General features: G+C 55.6%; 23 protein-coding genes. 13 read left to right on the top strand and 10 right to left on the bottom strand.

Features of this window, described 5'->3' with window-relative positions; all coding sequences use genetic code 11:
- The gene (waaA, locus tag ACESMZ_RS14380; protein WP_372972825.1) at positions 1–1,272 is read right to left on the bottom strand and encodes a lipid IV(A) 3-deoxy-D-manno-octulosonic acid transferase; all 1,272 of its coding nucleotides are present in this window, start codon (positions 1,270–1,272) and stop codon (positions 1–3) included.
- Between the two features lie 106 nt (positions 1,273–1,378).
- On the opposite strand from waaA, the gene lpxL reads away from it, so the two are divergent.
- Positions 1,379–2,353 carry an LpxL/LpxP family Kdo(2)-lipid IV(A) lauroyl/palmitoleoyl acyltransferase gene (gene lpxL, locus ACESMZ_RS14375; protein WP_372972824.1) on the top strand — a complete coding sequence of 325 codons (975 nt, stop codon included), beginning with the start codon at positions 1,379–1,381 and terminating at the stop codon, positions 2,351–2,353.
- A 15-nt stretch (positions 2,354–2,368) separates the two neighbouring features.
- Entirely contained in the window at positions 2,369–3,262 is an 894-nt protein-coding gene (locus tag ACESMZ_RS14370) for a lysophospholipid acyltransferase family protein (RefSeq protein WP_372972823.1), read from the top strand.
- A gap of 36 nt (positions 3,263–3,298) precedes the next feature.
- On the opposite strand, the gene ACESMZ_RS14365 is transcribed toward ACESMZ_RS14370, so the two are convergent.
- From ACESMZ_RS14365 to rfaD, 4 genes are all read right to left on the bottom strand, one after another.
- Complete coding sequence (locus ACESMZ_RS14365) at positions 3,299–4,333, bottom strand: glycosyltransferase family 4 protein (RefSeq protein ID WP_372972822.1); 1,035 nt, start codon at positions 4,331–4,333, stop codon at positions 3,299–3,301.
- Between the two features lie 161 nt (positions 4,334–4,494).
- Positions 4,495–5,244: a glycosyltransferase family 2 protein gene (locus tag ACESMZ_RS14360; protein ID WP_372972843.1), complete on the bottom strand. Its 750-nt coding sequence runs from the start codon at positions 5,242–5,244 to the stop codon at positions 4,495–4,497.
- Positions 5,241–6,248 (bottom strand): lipopolysaccharide heptosyltransferase II, encoded by a 1,008-nt coding sequence (gene waaF / locus ACESMZ_RS14355; protein ID WP_372972821.1) that lies wholly within the window; start codon positions 6,246–6,248, stop codon positions 5,241–5,243. Before waaF ends, ACESMZ_RS14360 begins: the two co-directional genes overlap by 4 nt.
- Entirely contained in the window at positions 6,245–7,186 is a 942-nt protein-coding gene (gene rfaD / locus ACESMZ_RS14350) for an ADP-glyceromanno-heptose 6-epimerase (RefSeq protein ID WP_372972820.1), read from the bottom strand. Before rfaD ends, waaF begins: the two co-directional genes overlap by 4 nt.
- Before the next feature lie 240 nt (positions 7,187–7,426).
- Between rfaD and ACESMZ_RS14345 the strand changes: the two genes are divergently transcribed.
- The 11 genes from ACESMZ_RS14345 to rffA all read left to right on the top strand — a co-directional run bounded on the left by ACESMZ_RS14345 (position 7,427) and on the right by rffA (position 19,055).
- Positions 7,427–9,400, top strand: coding sequence for an LTA synthase family protein (locus tag ACESMZ_RS14345; RefSeq protein ID WP_372972819.1), 1,974 nt, complete (start codon positions 7,427–7,429; stop codon positions 9,398–9,400).
- 96 nt (positions 9,401–9,496) lie between these two features.
- Positions 9,497–10,084: an SIS domain-containing protein gene (locus ACESMZ_RS14340; protein WP_372972818.1), complete on the top strand. Its 588-nt coding sequence runs from the start codon at positions 9,497–9,499 to the stop codon at positions 10,082–10,084.
- A complete protein-coding gene (gene hldE / locus ACESMZ_RS14335) occupies positions 10,084–11,529 on the top strand; it encodes a bifunctional D-glycero-beta-D-manno-heptose-7-phosphate kinase/D-glycero-beta-D-manno-heptose 1-phosphate adenylyltransferase HldE (protein WP_372972817.1) in 1,446 nt (481 codons plus the stop codon). Before ACESMZ_RS14340 ends, hldE begins: the two co-directional genes overlap by 1 nt.
- A 1-nt stretch (position 11,530) precedes the next feature.
- A complete protein-coding gene (locus tag ACESMZ_RS14330) occupies positions 11,531–12,574 on the top strand; it encodes a glycosyltransferase family 9 protein (RefSeq protein WP_372972816.1) in 1,044 nt (347 codons plus the stop codon).
- Entirely contained in the window at positions 12,571–13,074 is a 504-nt protein-coding gene (gene gmhB, locus ACESMZ_RS14325; RefSeq protein WP_372972815.1) for a D-glycero-beta-D-manno-heptose 1,7-bisphosphate 7-phosphatase, read from the top strand. The genes ACESMZ_RS14330 and gmhB overlap by 4 nt, the downstream gene beginning before the upstream one ends.
- Positions 13,075–13,094: 20 nt before the next feature.
- On the top strand, positions 13,095–14,348 hold the full coding sequence (locus ACESMZ_RS14320; RefSeq protein ID WP_372972814.1) for an O-antigen ligase family protein: 1,254 nt from the start codon (positions 13,095–13,097) through the stop codon (positions 14,346–14,348).
- Positions 14,345–15,418: a dTDP-glucose 4,6-dehydratase gene (gene rfbB, locus ACESMZ_RS14315; RefSeq protein ID WP_372972813.1), complete on the top strand. Its 1,074-nt coding sequence runs from the start codon at positions 14,345–14,347 to the stop codon at positions 15,416–15,418. Before ACESMZ_RS14320 ends, rfbB begins: the two co-directional genes overlap by 4 nt.
- Entirely contained in the window at positions 15,415–16,287 is an 873-nt protein-coding gene (gene rfbA, locus ACESMZ_RS14310) for a glucose-1-phosphate thymidylyltransferase RfbA (RefSeq protein ID WP_372972812.1), read from the top strand. Before rfbB ends, rfbA begins: the two co-directional genes overlap by 4 nt.
- Positions 16,288–16,298: 11 nt before the next feature.
- Positions 16,299–17,354 (top strand): TDP-N-acetylfucosamine:lipid II N-acetylfucosaminyltransferase, encoded by a 1,056-nt coding sequence (locus ACESMZ_RS14305; RefSeq protein ID WP_372972811.1) that lies wholly within the window; start codon positions 16,299–16,301, stop codon positions 17,352–17,354.
- 1 nt (position 17,355) lies between these two features.
- Positions 17,356–17,919: an acyltransferase gene (locus ACESMZ_RS14300; protein ID WP_372972810.1), complete on the top strand. Its 564-nt coding sequence runs from the start codon at positions 17,356–17,358 to the stop codon at positions 17,917–17,919.
- Positions 17,916–19,055, top strand: coding sequence for a dTDP-4-amino-4,6-dideoxygalactose transaminase (gene rffA / locus ACESMZ_RS14295; protein ID WP_372972809.1), 1,140 nt, complete (start codon positions 17,916–17,918; stop codon positions 19,053–19,055). The genes ACESMZ_RS14300 and rffA overlap by 4 nt, the downstream gene beginning before the upstream one ends.
- Positions 19,056–19,079: 24 nt before the next feature.
- Here the strand turns inward: rffA and ACESMZ_RS14290 are convergent, their stop codons facing one another.
- The 5 genes from ACESMZ_RS14290 to ACESMZ_RS14270 all read right to left on the bottom strand — a co-directional run.
- A complete protein-coding gene (locus ACESMZ_RS14290; protein WP_372972808.1) occupies positions 19,080–19,718 on the bottom strand; it encodes a YrbL family protein in 639 nt (212 codons plus the stop codon).
- Entirely contained in the window at positions 19,699–20,811 is a 1,113-nt protein-coding gene (locus ACESMZ_RS14285; protein ID WP_372972807.1) for a glycosyltransferase family 4 protein, read from the bottom strand. The genes ACESMZ_RS14290 and ACESMZ_RS14285 overlap by 20 nt, the downstream gene beginning before the upstream one ends.
- 113 nt (positions 20,812–20,924) lie before the next feature.
- Complete coding sequence (locus tag ACESMZ_RS14280) at positions 20,925–21,677, bottom strand: hypothetical protein (protein WP_372972806.1); 753 nt, start codon at positions 21,675–21,677, stop codon at positions 20,925–20,927.
- A gap of 43 nt (positions 21,678–21,720) precedes the next feature.
- Positions 21,721–22,416, bottom strand: coding sequence for a 3-deoxy-D-manno-octulosonic acid kinase (locus ACESMZ_RS14275; protein WP_372972805.1), 696 nt, complete (start codon positions 22,414–22,416; stop codon positions 21,721–21,723).
- Positions 22,417–22,438: 22 nt separating this feature from the next.
- Positions 22,439–22,772 (bottom strand): aminotransferase class IV (locus tag ACESMZ_RS14270; protein ID WP_372972804.1); only part of this gene is annotated, 334 nt, incomplete at its 5' end.

The following is a 22,772-nucleotide window of genomic DNA, read 5'->3' as shown; positions in this document are numbered from 1 at the left end:
TTATCGTTCTTCCACCGGGGCCAGGCGCTCCAGAATGCCCTCAACCACCTGGTTGAGGGCACCCCGGTTGGCCTCGACCACCGTCAGTGCGGCGTTGCCAAGTGCGGCCGCCTCTCCGGGGTGGGAAAACAGGCCGGTAACCGCATCCCCCAGCGCTGAGCTGTCGCCCACCCGAACCAGGCCCTGACCTTCATCCAGTTGCCGGTAGACCGTCTCGAAGTTGAACACATGGGGCCCGGTAATAACGGGCAGTCCCCAGGCGGCGGGCTCCAGCGGATTATGGCCACCCCGCTCGATCAGCGAGCCGCCCACGAACGCAATATCCGCCGCACCGAACATCACCATGAGCTCCCCCATGGTATCCCCGAGATAGACCTGTGCCGCGGTGGGTGCCTGCCCCTCTGAGCGACGTGCCACCGAGAATCCCCTTTTCCGGGTCATCTCAGCGACGGCGTCGAATCGTTGCGGGTGGCGGGGAACGATGGTCAGCAAGGCTTCGGGACAATCCTGTAACACCCTGGCATGGGCATCCAGCAGTTGTTCATCCTCCCCTTCATGGGTGCTGGCTGCAATCCATACCGGCCGGCCCCCGAACGCCTTACGCAGTTCCGTCGCCTGCTGTCGCACAGCATCGGTAATGGACACATCGAACTTGATACTACCGGTGACGGATATGGCTTCACCCCTGGCGCCGATTTCCCGGAAACGGGCGGCGTCTTCGTCGGCCTGGGCAGCGATCCAGTCGATCTGCCGGACCAGGCCCCGTACCCATTCCCCAAAACGTTGATAGCCCCGGGCCGAGCGGGCCGACAGGCGGGCATTGATCAGGAACACCGGACATCGACGCTCGTTTACCTCCCGGATCATATTGGGCCAGAGCTCGGTTTCCATGATCACCAGGGCCCGGGGCCGGACCCGTTTGAGGAACCGCCGGACCGAACCGGGTGTGTCAAAAGGCGCGTATGCATACTGAACCCGATCACCGAACAGAGTAAGGGCCTGCGCCGCACCGGTGGCGGTCATGGCAGTGACCAGGATTGGCACATCCGGCCGACGCTCAAGCAACGCTTTTACCAGCGGAGCGGCGGCAATGGTTTCGCCAACAGAAACCGCATGCACCCAGATTACCGGCTCGGACATTATCGGCACCAGTCCCAGGCGCTGCTGCCACCCCTGCGACCCGGCACCGTTGCGACGGGTGGACCACCAAAGGTAGGCCAGGGCAAGGGGCAGCAGCAGTCGGTAACAGGTCGAATAGATGGCGTGCAGCATGCGGGCTCCTGGTTCAGGCGTGGGGCCATTCTAACCAATTGACCCGCCGGTGACACCGGCAAAGCTGCCCTGATAAACTCCCCACCCTGAAGCCCCAATTGGCCTGATGAAACCCTGGGTAAACGTGAATCGCAAGCATCGCAGTAAAGAACGGGACCTGAACTACAGCCACTACCTCCACCCGCGCTGGTGGCCGACCTGGCTGGCCGTGGGCATGATGTGGCTGATGGCTCGCCTGCCCCTGGGTTTACAGTGGAAGCTCGGCAAGCTGGTCGGAGAGCTGGCCTGGCGCTTCATTCCGCAGCGGCGGCATATTGCCGAGGTCAATATCCGGGCATGCTTCCCCGAGCTTTCTGAGGAGGAACAGCAGGCACTGGTGCGCAAGGCGTTTCACGCCAATGGCATTGGCGTGATGGAAATTGGTGTAGCCTGGTTCCGCAAAGCGTCCGATTTCATGAACATTACCCGGGTCCATGGACTTGAGCACCTGGAGCAGGCCCGCGCCGGAGAAAAGGGAGTGATGCTCCTTGGCGGGCATTTCAGCACTCTCGACCTGGGCGGCTGCCTCTCCACCGAAGTCATCGAAGCGGACGTCATGCAGAGGGATCACAACAACCCGCTGATGAACGCCGTAATGACCCGGGCCCGACAGAGACGATATGGCGCCGTACTCGACTCCAAGGATTTACGAGGCCTGCTCAAGCGCCTGAAGGCCAATCGCACGGTCTGGTACGCCACTGACCAGGACTATGGTCGCAAGGGCATCGTATTCGCGCCCTTCTTCGGCATTCCTGCCGGCAGTATTACCGCCACCTCCCGCATTGCCGAGCGCAGCGGCTGTGCCGTGGTACCTTTCAGTCACTTCCGCCGGGACGACAAACCCGGCTATGACATTTACTTCCACCCGGCACTGGAGAACTTCCCGTCTGGCGACGACCTGGCCGACGCCACCCTCGTCAACCAGACCATCGAACGGGAAATTCGCCGCCAGCCTGACCAGTACCTGTGGATGCACCGGCGGTTCAAGACCCGCCCCAACCGGGACGACCCGGCCTTTTACGGCAAGAAACGCAAACGCTGAAGGACGATTCCACCCATGGCATTAAACAAGGCTTCCCTTGCCATCCTTGCGCTGCGACTGGCCGGCAAGCTGCCCCTTCACATGGCGCAACGAGTTGGACGCGTACTGGGCAGCCTGAGCGCTTGGCTGCCGACCCGTTCAAAGAAGATCACCACGGCAAATATCAACCTATGTTTTCCAGAACTTCCGAAGGAGGAACGTAAGCAACTGATCCGGTCCAGCCTCCGCCACACCGGACAGACGTTTATGGAAATACCACTGATGTGGGAATGGCCAGTTGAACGGTGCCTGGGCCTGATCCGGGAAGTAGAAGGCCTGGATTTGATTGACAACGCCCTGTCTGAAGGTCGGGGAATCGTACTTCTAGCCCCGCACCTCGGTAACTGGGAGCTGGCGGGCATCTACTTCTCCTCCCGGTATCAGATGGCTGCGCTTTATAGCCCGCCTAATCTCAAGGATTTCGAAGACTACATGATCCGAGTAAGGGAGCGTGCGGGATCGATTTTGGTGCGGGGAGACCGTCGAGGGCTGGCGCGGATGGTGAAAGTTCTCAAAAACGGAGGGATTGCGGGGATTTTGCCGGATCAGAGCCCCGGCAGAGATTCAGGATACGCCTTCGCCCCATTTTTCGGACAGCATGTGCGCACCATGACCCTGGCATCGAAACTGATCGCCAAATCAGGCGCGGCCTCGTTCACCACATTCGCAGAACGCCTCAACGACGCGGAGGGCTTCCGAATCGTTATCCGCCCGACTGAACCCGACATCGATAATGGAGACCCGGTCACCGCTGCGACCGCCCTGAATCTTTCTGTCGAAAACTGCGTACGAGAGCTTCCTGAGCAATATCAATGGGAATATAAGCGTTTTAAGAGGCCCGCGCCTGGCGCCCCCAATCCTTATACTTAATGCTCTGAACTCCTGCTTGTCGCCAACACACTTGATTCAAGAGTGACCGTGCAAAATGTCTTGATACAGGCTGCGGTATTCGGTCGCCATACGCTGCGGACTAAACTTGTGAAGGTTCAGCCTTGCGCCCTTCTTCAGGCTTGAACTCAGGCTAGGATTATCGACTAGCTGACTGATCGCCCGACTCAAAGCGCTGGCGTCGCCCGGTGGTACAAGTAATCCATTGACGTGGTCCGCGACGAGATCGGGAATGCCACCTGCTCTGGCGGCGATTACAGGAACGTCCAACTGCATTGCCTCGAGGATAGTTGAACCAAGCCCCTCTGTAAGCGATGGGAATAAAAAAATATCGAATGCAGAAATCCAGTTTCCCACGTTTTCCTGATATCCGACAAACTCAACATTACCAAGGCCTCGGCTCTGCTCTTTAAGCCAGTCTTCATCGGGTCCTTCACCAACGAACAGAAAGTGAACTTTCGGATTCTCACGGATCAGCTCTTTGGCAGCAGATATGGTTACCTGAAACCCCTTATGTTTCAGAAGCCTGCCCACCTGCCCCACCAAAACCTTGCCTGCATATTGATCTCGAATCTGACGAACATTACTCAAATTCACTGAAAACCCGGAATAGCTGGAAGGAATGATGCAAGGCGTTAGCTCAGGAAAAGAGTCAGTAACCACTTCCTTGATAGCCGTACTTAAACAGACTATCGCACTTGCCCTTCTATAAGCTGACTGTGTTAACAAGCCTTCACCCAACCGATTATCCACCCTACGGGTAACGACATAAGGTGTCTTCCTGGCAACAGACTCCAACCAGGCCCAGTAAACGGATTTACCGTCGTGACAGTGGATCAGATTCCAACTCCCTCGAGAGTGACCCATAACAAAATGCGCTGTTTCCCGAGTAGACAATCCCTGAATCCCATCAACCTCACCGAGCAGGCGGCTTCCTTTTTTAGCGACCAGAGTCTGATGGACTCCTTGTTCGGCCAATTCCTGGATGAGGTTAAGGGTCTGTCGCTCTCCTCCCGAGAAGCCGCTGGCCAGGTTAACGTGACAAATGTGCATAAAGGCTGCCCCGAGTAAATTTGATGCTAATCTGAGGAACAAATTTCAATGAGAAGCCAAAGGGGCTCTCTAGAGATGGAGCCGGCTTCGTCTGAAAAAGACAAACGTCTATTGGTTCGTTCGGGAAATCTTGAGCAACTCTAATTGCGTCGAGAAACTGATTACCGGCGTGTCTTGACCCAGAGAGCCGCATATTTGTTGAATACGTAAATAGCTGTCGTAACCGCTAACAAAAACCCGTGTTTGCCGTCCAGGAATCCACGCTGCAACAAATATTTCCGGAAAAAAGCGCTTCCACTATGTATGCACGCTGAGAACAAGCTTGCCCTTTTACCATTGCGAAGTCGTTGAGCGGCCCAAGCATCGGCATAACGTACTGACTTCGTCATATAATCGGCAAAGTCGGTTGCAGTGTAGTGAAGTAAATCGCCGTCAAGCTCGCCTACGTTTGCCCCGTTGCAATCAACTTTCTCGTGTACCAACGCATCATTATACGCAAACTCCTCGCGCCGATATAAGCGAATCACCCGGTCCGGGTACCAGCCTGAATGATGGATGAAGCGACCGAAGAACCACGAGAGACGTTTCACCTGAAAAACTGAGTTTTCAGGCGCCTCAGCCACAGCCGCCTCTATTGACGCAGCTAACTGACTGGTAACCACCTCGTCCGAATCGATCCAGAACAACCACTCGCCTCGAGCATACTTCTGGGCCCGCTGGCGTTGAGGACCAAATCCTGGCCAATCCTGTGATCGAACAACAATAGCCCCTATCGACTCTGCTGTAGCAATCGTTCCATCAGAAGAGCCCGAGTCCAACACAACGATCTCATCCGCGAAACTCAAACTCTCCAGGCAACGACGAAAGTCTGGGCCTGCGTTCCTGGTTATTAGCACAGCACTTAATCTCATCGACATGCCTCAAGCACCGGCTCTACCTGAATTCCAGTCAAGCAGTTATAGTGTCCAAATCTACAAGTTCGCTCGAAACAGGGACTGCACCATACGGGATGCCGGACGATAACGGCTTTATCCGTAAGGGGCGGTGTAAAGTCAGGACTGGTCGAGCCATAGATAGCAACAACTTCAGCACCAGAGGCGGCGGCCACGTGCATCAACCCGGAGTCATGGCTAACAACTTTTTCACAGACACTGAACAGGTCCACGGTATCCACGAGCCGGGTTCTCCCACAAAGATTGAAAACCCCCTCCTGCCCGCTTGCGATTGTGTCACCCACATCTTCATCTTTCGGTCCGCCAATCACCCATACCTGAACCCCCCTTTGAACAAGCGCTCCAGCTAAAGCCCGGTGATTTGCCAGAGGCCACTGCTTGGACGGACCAAACTCCGCACCCGGGCAAATTGCAATAGCGGGGCGCTCAGAGTCCAGCCCAAGCTCAGCGAGCACTCGCGCCGCGTTTTCCGGGTCAACCGTCAGTTCGGGAGCAAGGACTTCAAACTGGTACCGCTCATACTCTTCTTTCGAGGCTCCCAGGCCCAGGTAACGCCAGACAGTTTTATCGGTAATCAGCTCACCGTCACGGGTAGGATGCCGGCGCCGGGCGTCTGTCAGCAGTATCGATCGCCCCTCTCCAGTGAAACCGACACGCTCGGGGATACGGGCAAAGAAGGGAATCAGTGCGGACTTGAAAGACCGCGGCAGTATAATCGCCTTGTCGTACAGAGCGAGCGAGCGAGCCAACTGCCACTGCGCCTTCAGACCCAGCTCGCCACTTTTCCAGGGGGCTGCGATGCCCTGATCTACTTCCGGCATTCGGCTAATAATCGGCAATGACCAGCCTGGCGCAAGCACATCAATTCTGGCCTCGGCATCTTTCAGCTTGAGAGACTTCAGCAGCGCCTGGGCCATGACCATGTCGCCAACCCAGGAAGGTCCGACAATTAGGTACCTCATCGGGTCAGCCAGGCCATATAGGCGGTCACGCCGGCCTTCACATCGGTGAACTCGTCGCGATAGCCCGCCTCGCGCAATGCGCTGATATTTGCCTGAGTGAAGCTTTGGTAACGTCCCTTTAGCTCATCGGGGAAAGGAATGAACTCAACCTTGCCTTTGCCATGAAAGTCGATGACCGCCTCCGCCACTTCCAGAAACGATTGCGCACGACCGGTACCCAGATTGAAAATGCCGGACTGCTGCGGGTTCTCATAAAACCAGAGGTTCACCCGGACAACGTCATCTACATACACAAAGTCTCGCTGCTGCCCGCCATCAGGATAACCATCCCAGCCTTCAAAGAGCTTCGGATTCTGCCCGGCAATGATTTGCTGGTGCAGATGATAGGCCACTGAAGCCATTTTCCCCTTGTGTTGTTCCCGGGGACCGTAGACATTGAAGTAACGGAAGCCGACAACCTGGCTTTTGACCGACGGCAGAAGCCGGCGCACGTACTGGTCAAACTGCCACTTGGAGTATCCATAGACATTTAGCGGATGCTCGCACTCTCGCACTTCCCGGAACTCCTCACAACCGCCATACACAGCGGCGCTCGAGGCGTAGAGAAAGGGTACGCTGTGGTCCAGGCACCAATGCAACAAGACCTTCGAGTAGCTAAAGTTATTCTCCATCATGAACCTGCCATCCCACTCCGTTGTATCGGAGCAAGCCCCTTCATGGAAGACGGCGTCGATGCCGGAAGGCAACCGGTCTTCCCGCGCAAGCTCAAGGAACTCCGCCTTGTCCATGTAATCGGTGATATCGAGGTCGGCCAGGTTCCGGAACCGGGTACCATCGGTCAAGTCATCAACCACCAGAATATCGGTTTCGCCGCGCCGATTGAGGGCATACACGATATTGGCACCAATGAAACCAGCCCCACCAGTGACGACAATCATTTTAACGCTCCAGACCAAAGCTCTTCTGACAGGCAACCGAAGGCCTCAGCACGGCCCTCGCCAAGGCGTAATACTACCCGTTTTCATGGACCGCTAAAACATCACAGCACCCAGCTCACGGCGCTTTCCGACACCTGTTCATTCTTTAACCAGTCATGCGTAGCCCTCGGAGGCGTACTGACTTAAACTGCACGGGCATAATTTTCAGTTGCCCCATATATAGCAGGTAAAACAATCTCAATGAGCTCATTAACGACCAGTGTCGTCGCGACAGGCCTTGCCTTGGCCCGCCTTCCATTATCTGTACTGGCGTTCGCGGTTGGAGCATTCTTCGTTTGCCGAACCGGGCTATTAGTGTTTCATCATAACTACTTCGCCAATTTAAGCCTGATGGAACTGATATACGGTTATGTACAGGGCATCAAGTTCGACCTTTCGATCACTGTGATCGCGCTCTCTCCCGCCCTTTTACTGATGAGCCTCCCCATCACTGCGCTGCAAAATCCGCGCTGGCTCCAGGTTCTCGCCTGGCTATCCGGGGTCGTGTTACTGGCCTTGCTTGGTCTCTATATGGCCGATATTGCCTATTTCGGCGAAGTTAACCGCCACCTGGGGCAGGAGCTTTTCCGGCTGGACTCAGATCTGGGGGCGGTCGTTGAAATTGCGTCGACGTCCCGTCTGCCGTCGACAATCCTGAGCCTGTCCCTGATAGTGTTCTTTGCGGTGCTCTGGCACCGCTGGGTCGTCAGGCCTGTCAACGGAAGAACTGCCGATCTCCCGGCAAACTGGTGGCAGCGGTCGGCCATCTGGCTAGTATTAATCATTATGCTTACCTGGTTTGGTCGGGGCCTTGTTGTGGTGAGTAAACCGATTGACGTCGTTGACGCCTTTACGGAAAGCAGCCAGGAGCAGGCGAATCTGGCCCTCAATGGCGCCTTTGTGGCTTTGAAAGCGATTGACGATGACGAGCGTAAACCGCTTTCATTCTTTAGTCAGACCGAATTCGACCGAATCGCCCAACAACAACCGGCTGAACCATTCAAATACACCCCAGACTCCCAAGCCCCCAGAAACGTCATTGTTTTCATGCTGGAAAGCTGGAGCTACGAGTATATCGACGGCCTGGCAGGCAAAGGCTATGGCGTCACACCTTTCATGGACCGGTTAATAGAGCGGTCTCAGGTCTGGACCCGGTTCTACGCGGCGGGCCAACGCAGCATCCAAGGTATCCAAGCCGCATTAACCTCTGTTCCGGTGCTCGAAAGCCAGCCAGCCCTTGGCTATGGGCTGGAGCTCAACCGTATGAGCCGAATCGCGGCGATAGCTCGCCAGCAGAATTATGAAACGGTGATGATCCAGTCATCAAACCGCCGCTCATTTCATATGGACGGCATCGCGAAAAGCCTTGGGTTCGAGCATTACTATGGCAAAGAGGACTTCCCGCTTCGCCGCGACTACCCTCAGCCAACCCCGCGATTTGGCTGGGACCACGAGACCATGGCCTTCCTTGGCGGCCACTTATCCAGCAAAACTTTCACCGAGAAACCATTTTTTGCATTCCTTTTTACCGGCACCACCCATGAGCCATTCGCCGACCCTGGCCAGGAGTTTCACAACTATGAACATGACCCATCCGGTTTAGGGGGCTTTCTCAACACGCTTCGCTACAGTGACTGGTCCATAGAACAATTCATGAACCATGCACAGTCACAGCCCTGGTACGAAAACACTGTCTTCATTTTTACCGCCGATCATGTACTTCGAGCGTCAGACGTTGAGCTCGGAAACCAGTTTCATATTCCGCTGGTTATTTTTACGCCTGACGGATCCCTTACCCCCGCCAGGAAGCAGCAGGTGGCCAGCCAGTATGACCTGCTCCCGACACTTGCCGACTTGCTCGGCATAGCAAGCCCCGTCTATACGTTCGGGGAATCGCTACTGAGCCCGGCTACGAACGCAGCCCCCCTTCCAGCGATGGTTTCCAAGGGAGCAGTGACCGGAATGATCCATGCCTGCGGTACGAGCGTCTTCACCGAAGCAGGGCTTATCGGGAAAAATGCCAGCAACGAACCTGGCTATTGCCAATTCGACGAGGCGCAAGAACGGCTGCAGTGGCGTATGCAACTAGCTGATAAACTGCTGCGTAAAAATCAGTGGATACCCGCTACAGAGATTTCATCGATGGGCTCCCCCCCAGAAGACGGGCCGGGCTAGGCAACGTGGGAGCAGGCTCTGAGCCATGATATAATTTCGCGTCCGGCTCGGAGGCTTTCCGGGTACACCTTATTCCAGTATTTCTCGTTGGAGGCAATGATGTCCCTGCCAAGCAGCTACCTAGCCACACTGGAGCGTCACCGCCAAACGTTTGCCGCTCTGGAAGACATACAGGAGTCTGCGGAGCGGCTGCTTGCCTATACCCGCCAGACCCTGAAACAGGGAGGCAAGGTTATCTTTATGGGCAATGGCGGCAGCGCGGCCGATTCCCAGCACCTGGCAGCAGAGTTCATGGTTCGCTACAAGCAGGAGCGGGGGCCCCTCGCCTCCATCGCGCTGACCACTGACACCTCCATATTGACGGCCCACCCCAACGACTATGAGTTCGAAACCGTCTTCGAGCGTCAGGTTCGCGGATTATGCAAACCGGAAGACCTGGTTATTGGCCTGACCACGTCTGGGCAAAGCGAGAACATCAACCTTGCCCTGAAGGCCGGCAACGAATTGGGTGCAACGACCGTTGCGTTGACGGGGCGCGATGGTGGCAAGGTAAAGGATATTGCCGATCTCTCCATCATTATCCGCAGCGATGAAACCGCCCGCATCCAGGAAGCCCACATGTTTATTGGTCACTGGCTGTGCGAGGCCATCGACGAGGTGGTCCTGTCCGGAGGCCTGGGCTGATGTTTGACCCGGCCAGGCTCGCCAGTTTGCAGAGTGCCTCAGTGCTGGTAGTCGGAGATGTCATGCTCGACCGCTACTTTATAGGCGATACCAATCGCATCTCACCGGAAGCGCCGGTCCCCGTTGTACGGGTAGCCCATACCGAAGACCGGGCCGGTGGCGCTGCCAACGTGGCCAGGAACATCGCCCACCTGGATGGCCATGCAGCCCTACTGGGCCTTATTGGGCAGGACCAGGATGGCAAGCTGCTTGAAGACATACTGGTGCGGGAGAAAGTCCACTCGGAACTGCTTGCACTGAAAGAAGCCCGGACCATCTCCAAAACCCGGATCATCTCCCGCCATCAGCAGATGGTCCGCCTGGACATGGAAGACACCTTCGAACCGGTCCTGGCCAGACGTTTGGCTGATCGCTTCTCTGCGCTGATCAACGGGTACGACACAGTTATCATTAGCGATTACGCCAAAGGCACACTCGCCTGTGTAGGCAACCTGATCCAGACTGCGAGGGTCGCTGGAAAAACCGTACTGGTAGACCCCAAGAGCAAGGATTTCTCCCTGTATCGGGGCGCCAGTGTGATTACACCAAACCTGGCTGAATTCAAGGCCGCCGGCGGCGATGTCTCGTCCGAAGACACCATGCTGGCTTCTGCCCGATCCATGCTGTCGGACGCCGGTATCGATACCATGCTGCTCACACGCAGTGAGCAGGGCATGAGCCTTATCACAGCTGGTGCCCATCACCACTTTCCGGCAGAGGTTCTGGAAGTGAGCGACGTAACCGGTGCAGGCGACACGGTAATCGCGACACTGGGCACGCTTCTTAGCACTGGCTTTTCACTGGAAGACGCGGCCTGGCTGGCCAACCTGGCAGCCGGAATTGTCGTGGCCAAGCTGGGCGCGGCTACGGTTTCTCCGGAAGAACTGGCGGCTCGCGCCAGCCACCAACTGTCCGCAAAAAACAGTGGCTACCATCCGACCATCGAGCAAAGCCTGCTGCACATTGACTACGCTCGTGAACAGGGGGAGCGTATTGTTTTTACCAATGGCTGCTTCGACATTCTCCATGCAGGCCATGTGCGCTACCTGGCCCAGGCCCGCGCCCTTGGCGACCGGCTGGTGGTAGGTCTGAACTCCGATGCATCCGTCCGTCGGCTCAAGGGTGAGGAGCGCCCCGTCAACAGCCTTGAGGACCGCATGGAAGTTCTTTCTGCCCTGGCCTGTGTAGACTGGGTTATCCCGTTCGGCGACAAGCCTGACGAGCAGGACACCCCCGAGCAGCTTATCCGGAGAGTCCGGCCACGGGTGCTGGCTAAAGGTGGTGACTACACCGCAGAAACGGTCGTAGGAGCAAACTTCGTACACGAAAATGGGGGGGAGGTCGCCATACTCCCTACCCTGGAAGGTCGCTCTACTACTGGACTGATCAGAAAAGTCAGGAGCTAATTTGACCCCCGTTCACTCTGTTTGTCTGCTGCGCTTGTCAGCCATCGGGGACACCTGTAATGCGGCCGCCATCGTGCAGGCTATCCGGAACTGGTACCCGGAGGCACAGATCACCTGGGTCATTGGCAAGGCAGAAGCGAGCCTTATGGACGGCATGCCCGGCGTCAACCTTGTGGTTTTCGATAAAAGCCGGGGACTTGCCGCCTACAGAAGCCTCTACCGCAGCCTCAGAGGCCAAAGGTTCGACGTACTACTGGTTATGCAGGTAGCACTGCGTGCCAGCTTGGCCAGCTTGTGCATTGCCGCCAGACGGCGGATCGGTTTCGACAGAGCGAAAAGCAAAGAACTGCACGGCCTGGTCGTCAATGAGCGTATCGAGCCGACAACCGCCCCCCATGTACTGGATAATTTCCGCCAATTCCAGAAGGCAATTGGCGTTCCCCTGACCCCACCATTGTGGGATATCCCACTGAGTGATGACGACCGACAATGGGCTGATGCCCAGCTCGATCAGTCGCGCGAGCGGCACCTGATCATTATCCCTGCTGCCTCCAATCCAGAGCGCAATTGGTTACCTGCGCGATATGCTGCAGTCGCAGACTTTGCATCCGACCAAGGCTTTGCCGTCTACCTTTGTGGCGGCCCCGGCGAGTTCGAAAAGGCTCTGGCAAAGGACATCCAGGGGCGTACCAAGGCACCAATCCACAACCTGGTGGGCCAGTCTTCACTCAAACAGCTGTTCTCACTGATCGGCCAGGTCCAGGTGGTCATAGCACCCGATACCGGCCCGGCCCACATGGCAGTAGCCGCCGGCACCCCGGTCATTGGCCTCTACGCCCACAGCAACCCCGCTCGCACGGGCCCCTATCTGTGGCAGGACTACGTAGTCGACGCGTATACTCCCGCGCTTCAAGAAATTCGAGGCGAATCCCCGAGCCAGACCCGCTGGGGGCAGCGCCTGAAAGGCAAGGAACTTATGGGCCGCATAACCACAGAGCAAGTATGCAAAACCCTCCAGCGCTGTATGCGGGACCAGAACTTATGACCAACAAAGCCGTATTTCTGGACCGGGATGGCGTTATCAACATCGACCATGGTTACGTCTACCGCAAGGAAGATTTCGAGTTCGTTGAAGGCATTTTCGAACTATGCCGGTATTTTCAGGCGCAGGGCTACCTGTTGATCGTGGTCACCAACCAGTCCGGCATTGCCCGAGGTATGTATTCGGAAGAACAGTTTCAGGAACTGACTGACTGGATGCTGGAACGGTTCAAGGATGAGGGGGTTGAGATCGCGAGGGTGTATCACTGCCCCCATCACCCGAACTTCGGACCCGTACAAACCCGGAACTGTGACTGCCGGAAACCTGAACCCGGCATGGTTCTGCAAGGACTAGCAGACTTCGATCTTGACCCTGCGTTATGCCTTCTGATTGGTGATAAAGCCAGTGACGAGGAAGCCGCACGGCACGCAAACCTGGGCAGATCAGAGATCATCAATACCAATGACTCCAATGCACTTAATCAACTGATTGGGCGACTCTAGCCCGCGATCTGAGAAATTTTATGCGGTATGTAACATCGTTTCTAGCCTTTACCTTTGGTGCGTTCGCCCTTTCGTTAAACTCTGGCTACTCTTGGGGGCCGGCCGGACTGCTGATCTGTGCGATTATTTCTGCTCTATGGCAGCGCTCACCCCGCCTCTTGATTCCCGGAAAAGACGATGCGTGGATTACAGCAGCCTTTCTGCTGTTTTTTATGGTCGCACTTGCAGAGGTTGCGCTTCACGGATCCGGAAGCAGCGAACTGGACAAGCCAAGTCGATTTCTCTTCGCGCTTGTTGTGCTGGCTTTTCTGAACCGGTACCCGCCCTCCCCTGCCTGGTTGTGGGTCGGTATTGCGTTAGGCGCCACCGGTGGCGGACTTATTGGCGTCTACCATGTTTTTGTACAGGGGATGCCAAGAGCCGGGGGCAGCATGAACCCGATCCAGTTCGGAAACCTGTCCATCCTGCTCGGCTTGCTCTCCATGTGCGCCATTTTCTGGCAAAAAGAAAATCGCACGAAAAACGGGCTCCTCACAGCATTCTTTGGCCTTTCAGTCATCCTTGGCATCCTCGGGGCACTACTGTCGGGAAGCCGAGGTGGTTGGCTTGCTTTGTTGGTAGTCCCGATTGTTCTGATTGGTGGGTATATCAGACAATTCCGGAAAAAGAGCATGATCGCAGGGCTGGTGGCTTTAACCGTCGCAGTTTCCACCCTGGTTGGGCTAGCAGGAGACATTGTGGAACAGAGAATCGACAACGCTGCCGCAGAGTTCGAAGCTTACCAGACTCACAACGACGCCAGTTCCTCGGTGGGCGTTCGACTGGAACTCTGGAAGTCAGCCTGGCTCCTGGGAAGCTCAAAGCCACTACTTGGCTGGGGCACCAATGGGATTACGGAAGGCAAGCAGCAACTGATTGAAGCAGGAAAGGTGAAAGCGGATGTTCTGAGGTTCTCCCACGCCCACAACGACTACCTCGACCTGTTTCAGAAACGGGGAGTGCCAGGCTTGGCCTCAATGCTCGCCCTTTACCTCCTGCCAATGGTTGCCTTTATCCGTGAAATTCGTCACCAGCCCGACCAGCGCTCTATGGCGTTTGCCGGTCTGGCAACTGTGATCTGTTACGCGATATTTTCATTGACTCAGGCATTTCTGGAGCATAACAGCGGGGCAATGGTCTATGCATTCAGCATCGTCCTGTTATGGACAGCCCATAAATCAGCTGTTGGCACGAACGAACCCTCTCTTTCCAGCAAACGTAGCATCAGACCATGAAACTACTGGTAACCGGAGGCGCGGGCTTCATCGGCTCAGCCGTCATCCGACATATCATTGGCAATACGGCGGACGAGGTAGTCAACGTCGACAAACTGACCTATGCGGGAAATCTGGAAAGCGTGGCGGAAGTCAGCCACAGTGGCCGGTACGCTTTCGAGCATGCCGATATCTGCGACCGGCCGGAAATCGATCGGATTCTCGCAAGGCATCAGCCTGATGCGATCATGCACCTGGCGGCTGAAAGCCACGTTGACCGGTCCATAGACGGTCCCGCGGACTTCATTGAAACCAATATCGTTGGCACCTATACCCTGCTGGAGGCGACCCGCGCCTATATGCAGAACCTGGACGAAAATCGCAGGAACCGGTTCCGCTTCCATCATATAAGCACGGATGAAGTATTTGGCGACCTGCCGCATCCGGGTGACACACCGGATGCGGACCAATACCGGTTCACTGAGCGCACAGCGTACAGGCCAAGCAGTCCCTACAGCGCCAGCAAAGCCAGCGCGGACCACCTTGTGCGTGCTTGGCGGCGAACGTATGGTCTGCCCACAATCGTAACCAACTGCAGCAACAATTACGGGCCTTATCATTTTCCGGAAAAGCTCATTCCCCTCATCATTCTCAATGCGTTGGAAGAAAAGCCGCTACCGGTGTACGGTAAGGGCGACCAGATTCGGGACTGGCTTTACGTCGAAGACCACGCACGGGCCCTGTACCGCGTGGTCAACAAAGGGGAGCCCGGCGAAACCTACAACATCGGTGGTCACAACGAAAAAACCAACGCTGAAGTGGTTCACACCTTATGTGACCTGCTGGCAGAGCTGTGCCCCAGACTCGGTGGCTACAAAAATCTGATCACCCATGTACCGGACCGCCCCGGCCATGACCGGCGTTACGCAATCGATGCAGGCAAGATCCAGCGAGAGCTGGGCTGGACGCCAGAGGAAACCTTCGAGACGGGAATCCGCAAAACGGTGCTCTGGTACCTGGACAACCTGGAGTGGTGCCAGCGCGTTCAGGATGGCACCTACCAACGTGAACGACTGGGAGCCGGAATATGAAGGGCATTGTGCTCGCTGGCGGCTCTGGTACCCGCCTGTACCCGATCACACTGGGCACGTCGAAACAGCTCCTGCCCGTGTATGACAAGCCCATGATCTATTATCCGCTGTCGGTCCTGATGCTGGCAGGTATCCGCGATATCCTCATCATAACCACAGAAGAGGATCAGGCCGGATTCAAACGCGCCCTGGGGACCGGCGAACAGTTTGGTATCAAACTGAGTTACAAGGTTCAGCCGAAACCGGAAGGGCTCGCCCAGGCGTTCATTATCGGTGAGGACTTCATCGGCGACAGCAGGGTATGCCTGGTTCTGGGGGATAACATTTTCTATGGTCAGGGGTTCACCCCGAAACTTCAAAAAGTTGCACAGCGCACGGCAGGCGCCACCGTGTTCGGCTATCAGGTCAAGGATCCTGAACGCTTTGGCGTTGTGGCGTTTGACCACGACGGTCGTGCGGTTTCCATCGAAGAGAAACCTGACGAGCCAAAATCCCATTTCGCTGTGACCGGCCTTTATTTTTACGACCATCACGTTGTGGACATCGCCAAAAAGGTAAAACCGAGCCATCGGGGTGAACTCGAAATTACCGATATCAACCGTGCCTATCTGGAGCGGGGAGAACTCAACGTGGAACTGCTGGGCCGCGGCTTCGCCTGGCTGGATACCGGGACCTGTGAAAGCCTTCTGGAGGCGGCACAGTTTGTGGAAACCATCGAGAAGCGTCAGGGCTACAAAATAGCGTGTCTCGAAGAAATAGGCTTTAACCAGGGCTGGCTGGACAGAGAACGCCTCCTCGATCAGGCGAAAGAGTTGCGAAAGAATACCTATGGGGATTACCTCCTTGCCCTGGCCAATGGTGAACTTTGAGAGGCCCCCGAATGATCCTGCACATTTCGCACCTCAACAAATTCATTGTTCCGTTCATCGAACTTGTGAAGACCGAATTCCCCGGGCAGGACCACCAGTTCTGGCTCTCAGGCGCAAAGCGTCTTGACCAGTTTGCACTGGAGCCTGACAAACATCTTCACTTTGACAAGCGCACCTACAGCGACCGCCTGCTTTCCAATGTGAAACTTTTCATCATGCTTAATCGTGCCGACAAGGTCATTCTTCATGGCCTTAACCGTCGTGCGATGAAATTCCTCCTTCTGCAGCCATCCTTGCTGAAAAAGTGCTACTGGATTATCCGCGGCGCTGACCTCTACAAATACCAGGAGCCCAGACATGGATTCAAGGACCGCCTGAGAGAGCGTCAGCGTGCGTTTGTTATCAGGCGCATGGGGAACCTGGTGACCTACATCCCGGGTGACGTAGAGCTTGCCCGGCAGTGGTACGGCGCAACCGGAAAATACCAGGAGTGCCTGCTGTATATGAGCAACGTGGCGGACCCACGCCTGATATATTTTGCGAACGACAACAGGCGAAATGGCTCCCGCCTGAGAATATTGGTCGGTAATTCTTCAGATCCAAGCAATAATCATGAAGAAGTATTCGAAAAACTGCGCTGTTACAAAGACAGCGATATAGAGGTTCATGTCCCACTTTCGTATGGTGACAGGGAGCATGCCGCCAAAGTTCTAAGCCTTGGACGTGAGCTCTTTGGGGATAAGTTCTTCCCGCTGACCCGTTTCATGGGCTTCAATGATTACCTGGAACTGTTGAGCACCATGGATATTGCTGTTTTCAACCACAATCGACAGCAAGCCATGGGCAACACCATTGCATTGCTTGGCCTCGCCAAGACTGTCTATATGCGATCGGATGTCACCCAGTGGGATGTTTTTCAGAGGCTCGGGCTTTCCCTGAGACCAGTTTCGGATCTGTCACTTTCACTGATACCCGAAGCCGAGCGCCGTCAGAATTCGAACATCGTCCTGTCCCAGTTCTCCAGAGAGAAGCTGGTTCAGCAACTGTCTGATATTTTCAGGAACTAGAATGGCATATCTTTCCCGGACGCAACTCGAGGCTATGGGCTTCAAGTCTCTCGGCAGAGAGGTAAAGGTCAGCGACAAAGCGAGTATCTATAACGCAGATATGATTGAAATCGGCGACAACTCGCGCATCGATGACTTTTGCATCTTATCCGGACGTGTGGTCATTGGCCAATATTGCCATATCACGCCTATGTGCCTGGTTGCCGGGGGCAGACCAGGAGTGTACCTGTCGGATTTCTGCACATTAGCGTATGGCGTCAAGGTTTTCGCACAAAGTGATGATTACAGCGGCGAAACGCTCGTGAACTCCCAGATCCCCAAAAACTATAAAAATGAGCGTTTCGCCAAGGTTACCCTGAAAAAACAGGTCATCGTAGGCACGGGCTCTGTTATCTTCCCCGGGGTAACAGTCGAAGAGGGCTGTTCAGTCGGTGCCATGACCCTAGTAAACAAAAGCACACGCCCCTGGGGCATCTACGCGGGGAACCCCGCCAGGCGCATTAAAGAACGGAAAAAGGACTTGCTTGAACTGGAGAAACAGTTCCTTCTGGAGAAGAACCAGTGATACCGTTTAATAAGCCCCCGTACACTGGAAACGAAGAGGCACATGTCCTCAAGGCATTACGCAGTGTGAAAATGTCTGGGGATGGTCCTTACAGCAAGGACTGCCAGGCCTGGTTTGAGCAAGCGTTACCCGCTCCGAAAACGCTGCTCACGCCTTCGTGCACTGCGGCCCTGGAGCTTGCGGCGTTCCTGCTCGACATTAAGCCCGGCGATGAAGTCATCATGCCAAGCTATACGTTTGTCAGCACCGCCAATGCCTTCGTCGTCCGGGGCGCAAAAGTGGTGTTTGTGGACATTTCTCCGGACACCATGAACCTCAATGCGGAACTTGTCGAGGCCGCCATTAGCGACAGAACCCGGGCCATTGTGGCGGTACATTATGCAGGAGTAGGTTGTGACATGGACACGATCATGACGGTAGCAGCCCGGCATGACCTTTATGTTGTTGAAGACGCTGCTCAGGGAATGATGAGCAGTTACAACGGGAAGGCTCTTGGCACCATCGGCCATCTCGGCGCTTTCTCTTTCCATGAAACCAAGAACTATACCAGTGGTGGTGAGGGCGGCCTGCTCATCATCAATGACGACCGGTTTACAGAGCGAGCGGAGATTATCCGGGAGAAAGGCACCAACCGGAGCCTGTTTTTCAGGGGCATGGTAGACAAGTACCAGTGGGTGGATGTAGGTAGCAGCTACCTGCCGGGTGAATTGCAGGCCGCATACCTGTGGGGGCAACTTGAAAAGGCCGAGGCGATCAACCACGACCGACTGACTGCGTGGCACCGCTATTATGACGAACTGGCCTCCTTACAAAAGGCCGGCAACATCCGCCTGCCGATCATACCGGACAACTGCACCCACAATGCTCACATGTTCTACCTCAAGGTGGCCGATCTGCGCGAACGTACCTCGCTAATCGAACACCTGAAAGCCAGCGGCGTTATGGCCGTGTTTCATTATGTACCCTTGCACACCTCAAGTGCCGGACGCAGATTCGGACGATTTCATGGCGAGGACCGCTTTACGACTGTGGAAAGTGAGAGGCTTGTCCGGCTGCCTCTCTGGTATGGCATTGGCCAGTCTGAGCAGGCCCACGTCATATCAGCCGTCAGGCATTTCTATGGGCAACATCCATAAGCCTGCCGGGATGGGATGAGCCAACTACTCGTTTCCTGAACCTGTAGTCTGACCAGGCGTCGCTTCGTGATTCTGGTACAACTCAAAATGTGGCCGAACAATACTGTCGACAAATTTTTGCCACTTTCTGTCGATTTTTCGCTTGCCAAAGAAACGCAGATAGTTGGAAAAAGGGATAAACTCGGCGCCCCCAAGACCATCCACCATCTTGATTTCGAGCCCGGCACCAGACTTGACGATCAGCATATTACTCATGACCAGGTCGCAAGGGATAACGTTATACTTGACCAGATAAGACTTGAGATCAGCCATCGCATCCCAGAAGGCCTTTTGCTCTGAGGCCGACAGCGGCTGCTTGAGATAGTGGCGCATGTCATCTGGTGATCTACCCGATGGGTCCAGAATTCGCTCCTGCTCAATGCCTATGAATGTTTCCGTCTCAATGACACGAAAAAATTCGGGAATATGAGAGAAGGGGATCCCTCTCTTCTTCAGATAGCGATAATACCTGATCTCTCGATGAGACTGCTTGGCCCTCTCCCTGGAACTAACCTTGATGCAGCGACGAGGGTCGTCAGGATTCCCGAAGCAGGTGCGCTCGTCACCACGGCCAATCACCGTCCACTGAGTAAAGTCTGGCACTTCAGTCCTTTTTTTGCTCATATACCGTCAGAATCTGTTGATAGTTGCGTTCCATCACTTCGTTAACATCCAGAGTCAGCGCCAGTGCCCTGCAGGCTGTTGCCAGCCCCCTGTCCCCACGGCGCTCCGCCCAGTAAACCATTGCGCTGTATATTTCTTCCGGGTCGACACCTTCCCCGACTACGGTCGAAACATCAGGATTGAGTACTTCCTTGGCCCCACAGTTCTCCGTGGTTACGACGGGAATTCCACAGGACAGAGCTTCAATAACGGTAAACCCGAAAGGCTCGTAATGGGTCGGCAATACGTAGCAATCTGCCACTGAGAACAGCACTTCCGGATGCTTCTGCGGACCAAGAAACCTGCAGCGCTCACGCACGCCCAGTTCCGCTGCAAGGGCCTTGAACGCCGCCTCGTTGCTTTCCCTTCCGGCAATTAGAAGTGTTGCGGGGAAGTCCAGCCTGGCAAAGGCTGTCAGCGCTTGACGAAGGCCTTTTCGTTCGTAACCGGAACCGAGAAACAGAAACACCGGCTGATTCCGGTCAAGGGCCAACCTGTCCTCCAGGACAGCAGCTTGCTCCTGCACGCGTTCGCGGCTGAAGCGGCCCGTATCAACAAAATTATGAATAACCGATATCTTGTCCTCCGGGACACCGTAAGCCTCCCTAACCTCCCGGGCGCTTTTAAAGGAGTTGGCAACAATATGTCGGTAGGCTCCTGGCGACATGGCTCTGCGCTCAATGGCTATAGCAACCTTATCTTTGAGAGTCAGCTTACCGTGCTTCATTGACTGGACAAAGTGAAGGTGGGTACCACCACCGATTCGGAGCATATCGTTGGACCATGTTTTCCCCAGCCCATAGACAAAATCGTAATGGGTATCCGCAAGATGGCGCTCTACCTGTCTGGCAAATTTCCAGATGCGATGCGCTTTACCAAGACTTAATCCTTTGAGTGTGACGAAGCTGACATCCGGGTGAGGTGGTGCAACGTGGGTTCGGCATATAATCGTGACCTCCTCTCCTTTTTCAGCCAGGTATCGTGCCATTTCATTCAGAAACAACTCTGTGCCGCCGGTATCAGAGTGCCGCATATGGACGAGCGCAATTTTCATAGTAAAAGACCCTGGCTCCAGAGAATGTGGGCGGTATTGGTTGGCCTATTAAACGCCTGCGATAGGCCTGAGCTTGCCCGATTGAGGCAGCGTTCGGCAACGTAAAGACAACCTCAGTGACTCTGCCTCAAAATCCGCTTCCTTAGCCGCTGCTTGGCCTTTCGAAACCACTGTGCAACTCGTTTGACCCGCCAGGCAGAGCGCATCAGTGCTGTACTGTATCCGGCATCATTACCAATCCTGACGGCATACAACCGGTCGCCAGCGAGCTGACAGAGTTCCATTGCGCATCTGAGCCTCCCCAGCAAGAACGGTCGCCGTATCCGAAAATCAATCAGGTGGACACCGTCATCATTGATTATATGATTGGCAACTCTCGGGTCTGTGCGACAATAGCCCTGCCTGTAAAGTGGCAACAGTGTCTCGACGATCGCAGGCAGGTCAGCGGATACGCCCTCTCGCCCATCAATGAAACTGTAAATATAGAAGCTGTCTACCACCACCCCGGCGCGACGTTTCTCGGCTGCCAGCACCGGCCGGGGGCCTTTCAGCTTCAGCCGCTCCAGCTCCTGCATGTTGCAGATTTGTCTGAACCCCTCCCCCGGACGAAACAGCGTCAGGAACCTTTCCCATTTCCTGTTGGTTCTGGCCCGCGGAACCTTCAGGACAAGCCACCCTTTGTCAGGATGGGAAAAGCGGGCAACAAGGCACTTGGCCCTATCTTTCAACACCTGGTCGAAATCCAGCTGGTGGTTCAGCACCTGTTCCAGCAGCCGTTCCGCATCATCGCGGCTCACCCGGCTAAGCACACGATAGCCAGCGTTGGCGTGGTCAAACTGGTGAAGCTGTTCTGGGGCGTTCATCATGTCCGAAGAATTCAGGTAGGACCGGCGAATAGAAAGCTGACCTTTAAAACCCGGTCTCGTACCCGCGCACCAGCACTTTCCAGAGATCATCCAGACTGTGCCTGTCGTGCTCGCTGCGCAGTTCTTTCGCCAGAGATTTGTAGAGCCGGGCAAGGTTGGCTCGCTTCCACCTTTCCACCCTCCCCAATTTTGGCAGATACTTCCCTTTGTCGAAATCGATGAGGTAAGGCGAGGCGTCATGAATCAGGATGTTAAAACAGTTCAAATCAGCATGGAAAACCCCATGATCGTGAAACTGGCGGATCGTCCTGCCGACCTTTTCCCACACTGATGCAGGCCAGTCTTTCCAGAGCGCGCCAAACGTTGTAGCGGGCCTGACACGTTCGGTGAGAATCGCTGCCTGGTAGAAAACCCCTGACCGCCAGTAACAGGCAGCCACTGGCGCTGGCACCGGCAGGCCTTCAGCGTGTAACCTGCCCAGCAATTTGAACTCCGCTACGGCCCGGACGTTTTCGGCACCGGTATAGAAATACTTCGTCCCGGAAATCCTGGCTACCAGGCCACCTCGCCGATAATGCCGCAGTACCAGCTCACCTTGATTTGAGTGGATAAACCAGGCACTCCCGCGCCCCCCGGACGATACCGGAACCGCGGAATCACCCCAGAAACTGGCATCAAACCATTCGTCGGTTACCCCTGCGTAGGCCGAGCTTACCAACACTGTCGGTTTGCCCGCCATGTCGCCACCAATCACTGTGGCGTCAACCCCTGACCAGCGTCAGCCACTCCTGATGCTGGGGCAGCTTGCCCTTTACCGCATCAAAATACAGGCCTTGCAGCTTCTCGGTCAGCGGGCCACGCTTGCCTTCGCCGATGATGCGGCCGTCCAGCTCGCGAATCGGCAGCACTTCGGCTGCGGTGCCGGTGAAGAAGGCTTCATCAGCGATGTAGACCTCGTCGCGGGTGATGCGGCGCTCTTTCACCGGAATGCCCTCTTCCTTGCAGAAGTCCAGGATGGTCTGGCGGGTGATGCCTTCCAGGCAGGAGGTCAGCTCCGGGGTGTGCAGCACGCCGTCGCGATAGATAAAGATGTTC

Source organism: Marinobacter sp., from assembly GCF_041690615.1.
In the GTDB taxonomy this organism is placed as follows: domain Bacteria; phylum Pseudomonadota; class Gammaproteobacteria; order Pseudomonadales; family Oleiphilaceae; genus Marinobacter.
This window is presented reverse-complemented; position numbering and strand designations above follow the sequence as displayed.

What these genes read in the sequence shown, in the direction of transcription:
- waaA (WP_372972825.1), bottom strand. Translation starts at nt 1,272, where the DNA reads ATGCTGCACGCCATCTATTCGACCTGTTACCGACTGCTGCTGCCCCTT.
- lpxL (WP_372972824.1), top strand. Translation starts at nt 1,379, where the DNA reads ATGAAACCCTGGGTAAACGTGAATCGCAAGCATCGCAGTAAAGAACGG.
- ACESMZ_RS14370 (WP_372972823.1), top strand. Translation starts at nt 2,369, where the DNA reads ATGGCATTAAACAAGGCTTCCCTTGCCATCCTTGCGCTGCGACTGGCC.
- ACESMZ_RS14365 (WP_372972822.1), bottom strand. Translation starts at nt 4,333, where the DNA reads ATGCACATTTGTCACGTTAACCTGGCCAGCGGCTTCTCGGGAGGAGAG.
- ACESMZ_RS14360 (WP_372972843.1), bottom strand. Translation starts at nt 5,244, where the DNA reads ATGAGATTAAGTGCTGTGCTAATAACCAGGAACGCAGGCCCAGACTTT.
- waaF (WP_372972821.1), bottom strand. Translation starts at nt 6,248, where the DNA reads ATGAGGTACCTAATTGTCGGACCTTCCTGGGTTGGCGACATGGTCATG.
- rfaD (WP_372972820.1), bottom strand. Translation starts at nt 7,186, where the DNA reads ATGATTGTCGTCACTGGTGGGGCTGGTTTCATTGGTGCCAATATCGTG.
- ACESMZ_RS14345 (WP_372972819.1), top strand. Translation starts at nt 7,427, where the DNA reads ATGAGCTCATTAACGACCAGTGTCGTCGCGACAGGCCTTGCCTTGGCC.
- ACESMZ_RS14340 (WP_372972818.1), top strand. Translation starts at nt 9,497, where the DNA reads ATGATGTCCCTGCCAAGCAGCTACCTAGCCACACTGGAGCGTCACCGC.
- hldE (WP_372972817.1), top strand. Translation starts at nt 10,084, where the DNA reads ATGTTTGACCCGGCCAGGCTCGCCAGTTTGCAGAGTGCCTCAGTGCTG.
- gmhB (WP_372972815.1), top strand. Translation starts at nt 12,571, where the DNA reads ATGACCAACAAAGCCGTATTTCTGGACCGGGATGGCGTTATCAACATC.
- ACESMZ_RS14320 (WP_372972814.1), top strand. Translation starts at nt 13,095, where the DNA reads ATGCGGTATGTAACATCGTTTCTAGCCTTTACCTTTGGTGCGTTCGCC.
- rfbB (WP_372972813.1), top strand. Translation starts at nt 14,345, where the DNA reads ATGAAACTACTGGTAACCGGAGGCGCGGGCTTCATCGGCTCAGCCGTC.
- rfbA (WP_372972812.1), top strand. Translation starts at nt 15,415, where the DNA reads ATGAAGGGCATTGTGCTCGCTGGCGGCTCTGGTACCCGCCTGTACCCG.
- ACESMZ_RS14305 (WP_372972811.1), top strand. Translation starts at nt 16,299, where the DNA reads ATGATCCTGCACATTTCGCACCTCAACAAATTCATTGTTCCGTTCATC.
- ACESMZ_RS14300 (WP_372972810.1), top strand. Translation starts at nt 17,356, where the DNA reads ATGGCATATCTTTCCCGGACGCAACTCGAGGCTATGGGCTTCAAGTCT.
- ACESMZ_RS14290 (WP_372972808.1), bottom strand. Translation starts at nt 19,718, where the DNA reads ATGAGCAAAAAAAGGACTGAAGTGCCAGACTTTACTCAGTGGACGGTG.
- ACESMZ_RS14285 (WP_372972807.1), bottom strand. Translation starts at nt 20,811, where the DNA reads ATGAAAATTGCGCTCGTCCATATGCGGCACTCTGATACCGGCGGCACA.
- ACESMZ_RS14280 (WP_372972806.1), bottom strand. Translation starts at nt 21,677, where the DNA reads ATGATGAACGCCCCAGAACAGCTTCACCAGTTTGACCACGCCAACGCT.
- ACESMZ_RS14275 (WP_372972805.1), bottom strand. Translation starts at nt 22,416, where the DNA reads ATGGCGGGCAAACCGACAGTGTTGGTAAGCTCGGCCTACGCAGGGGTA.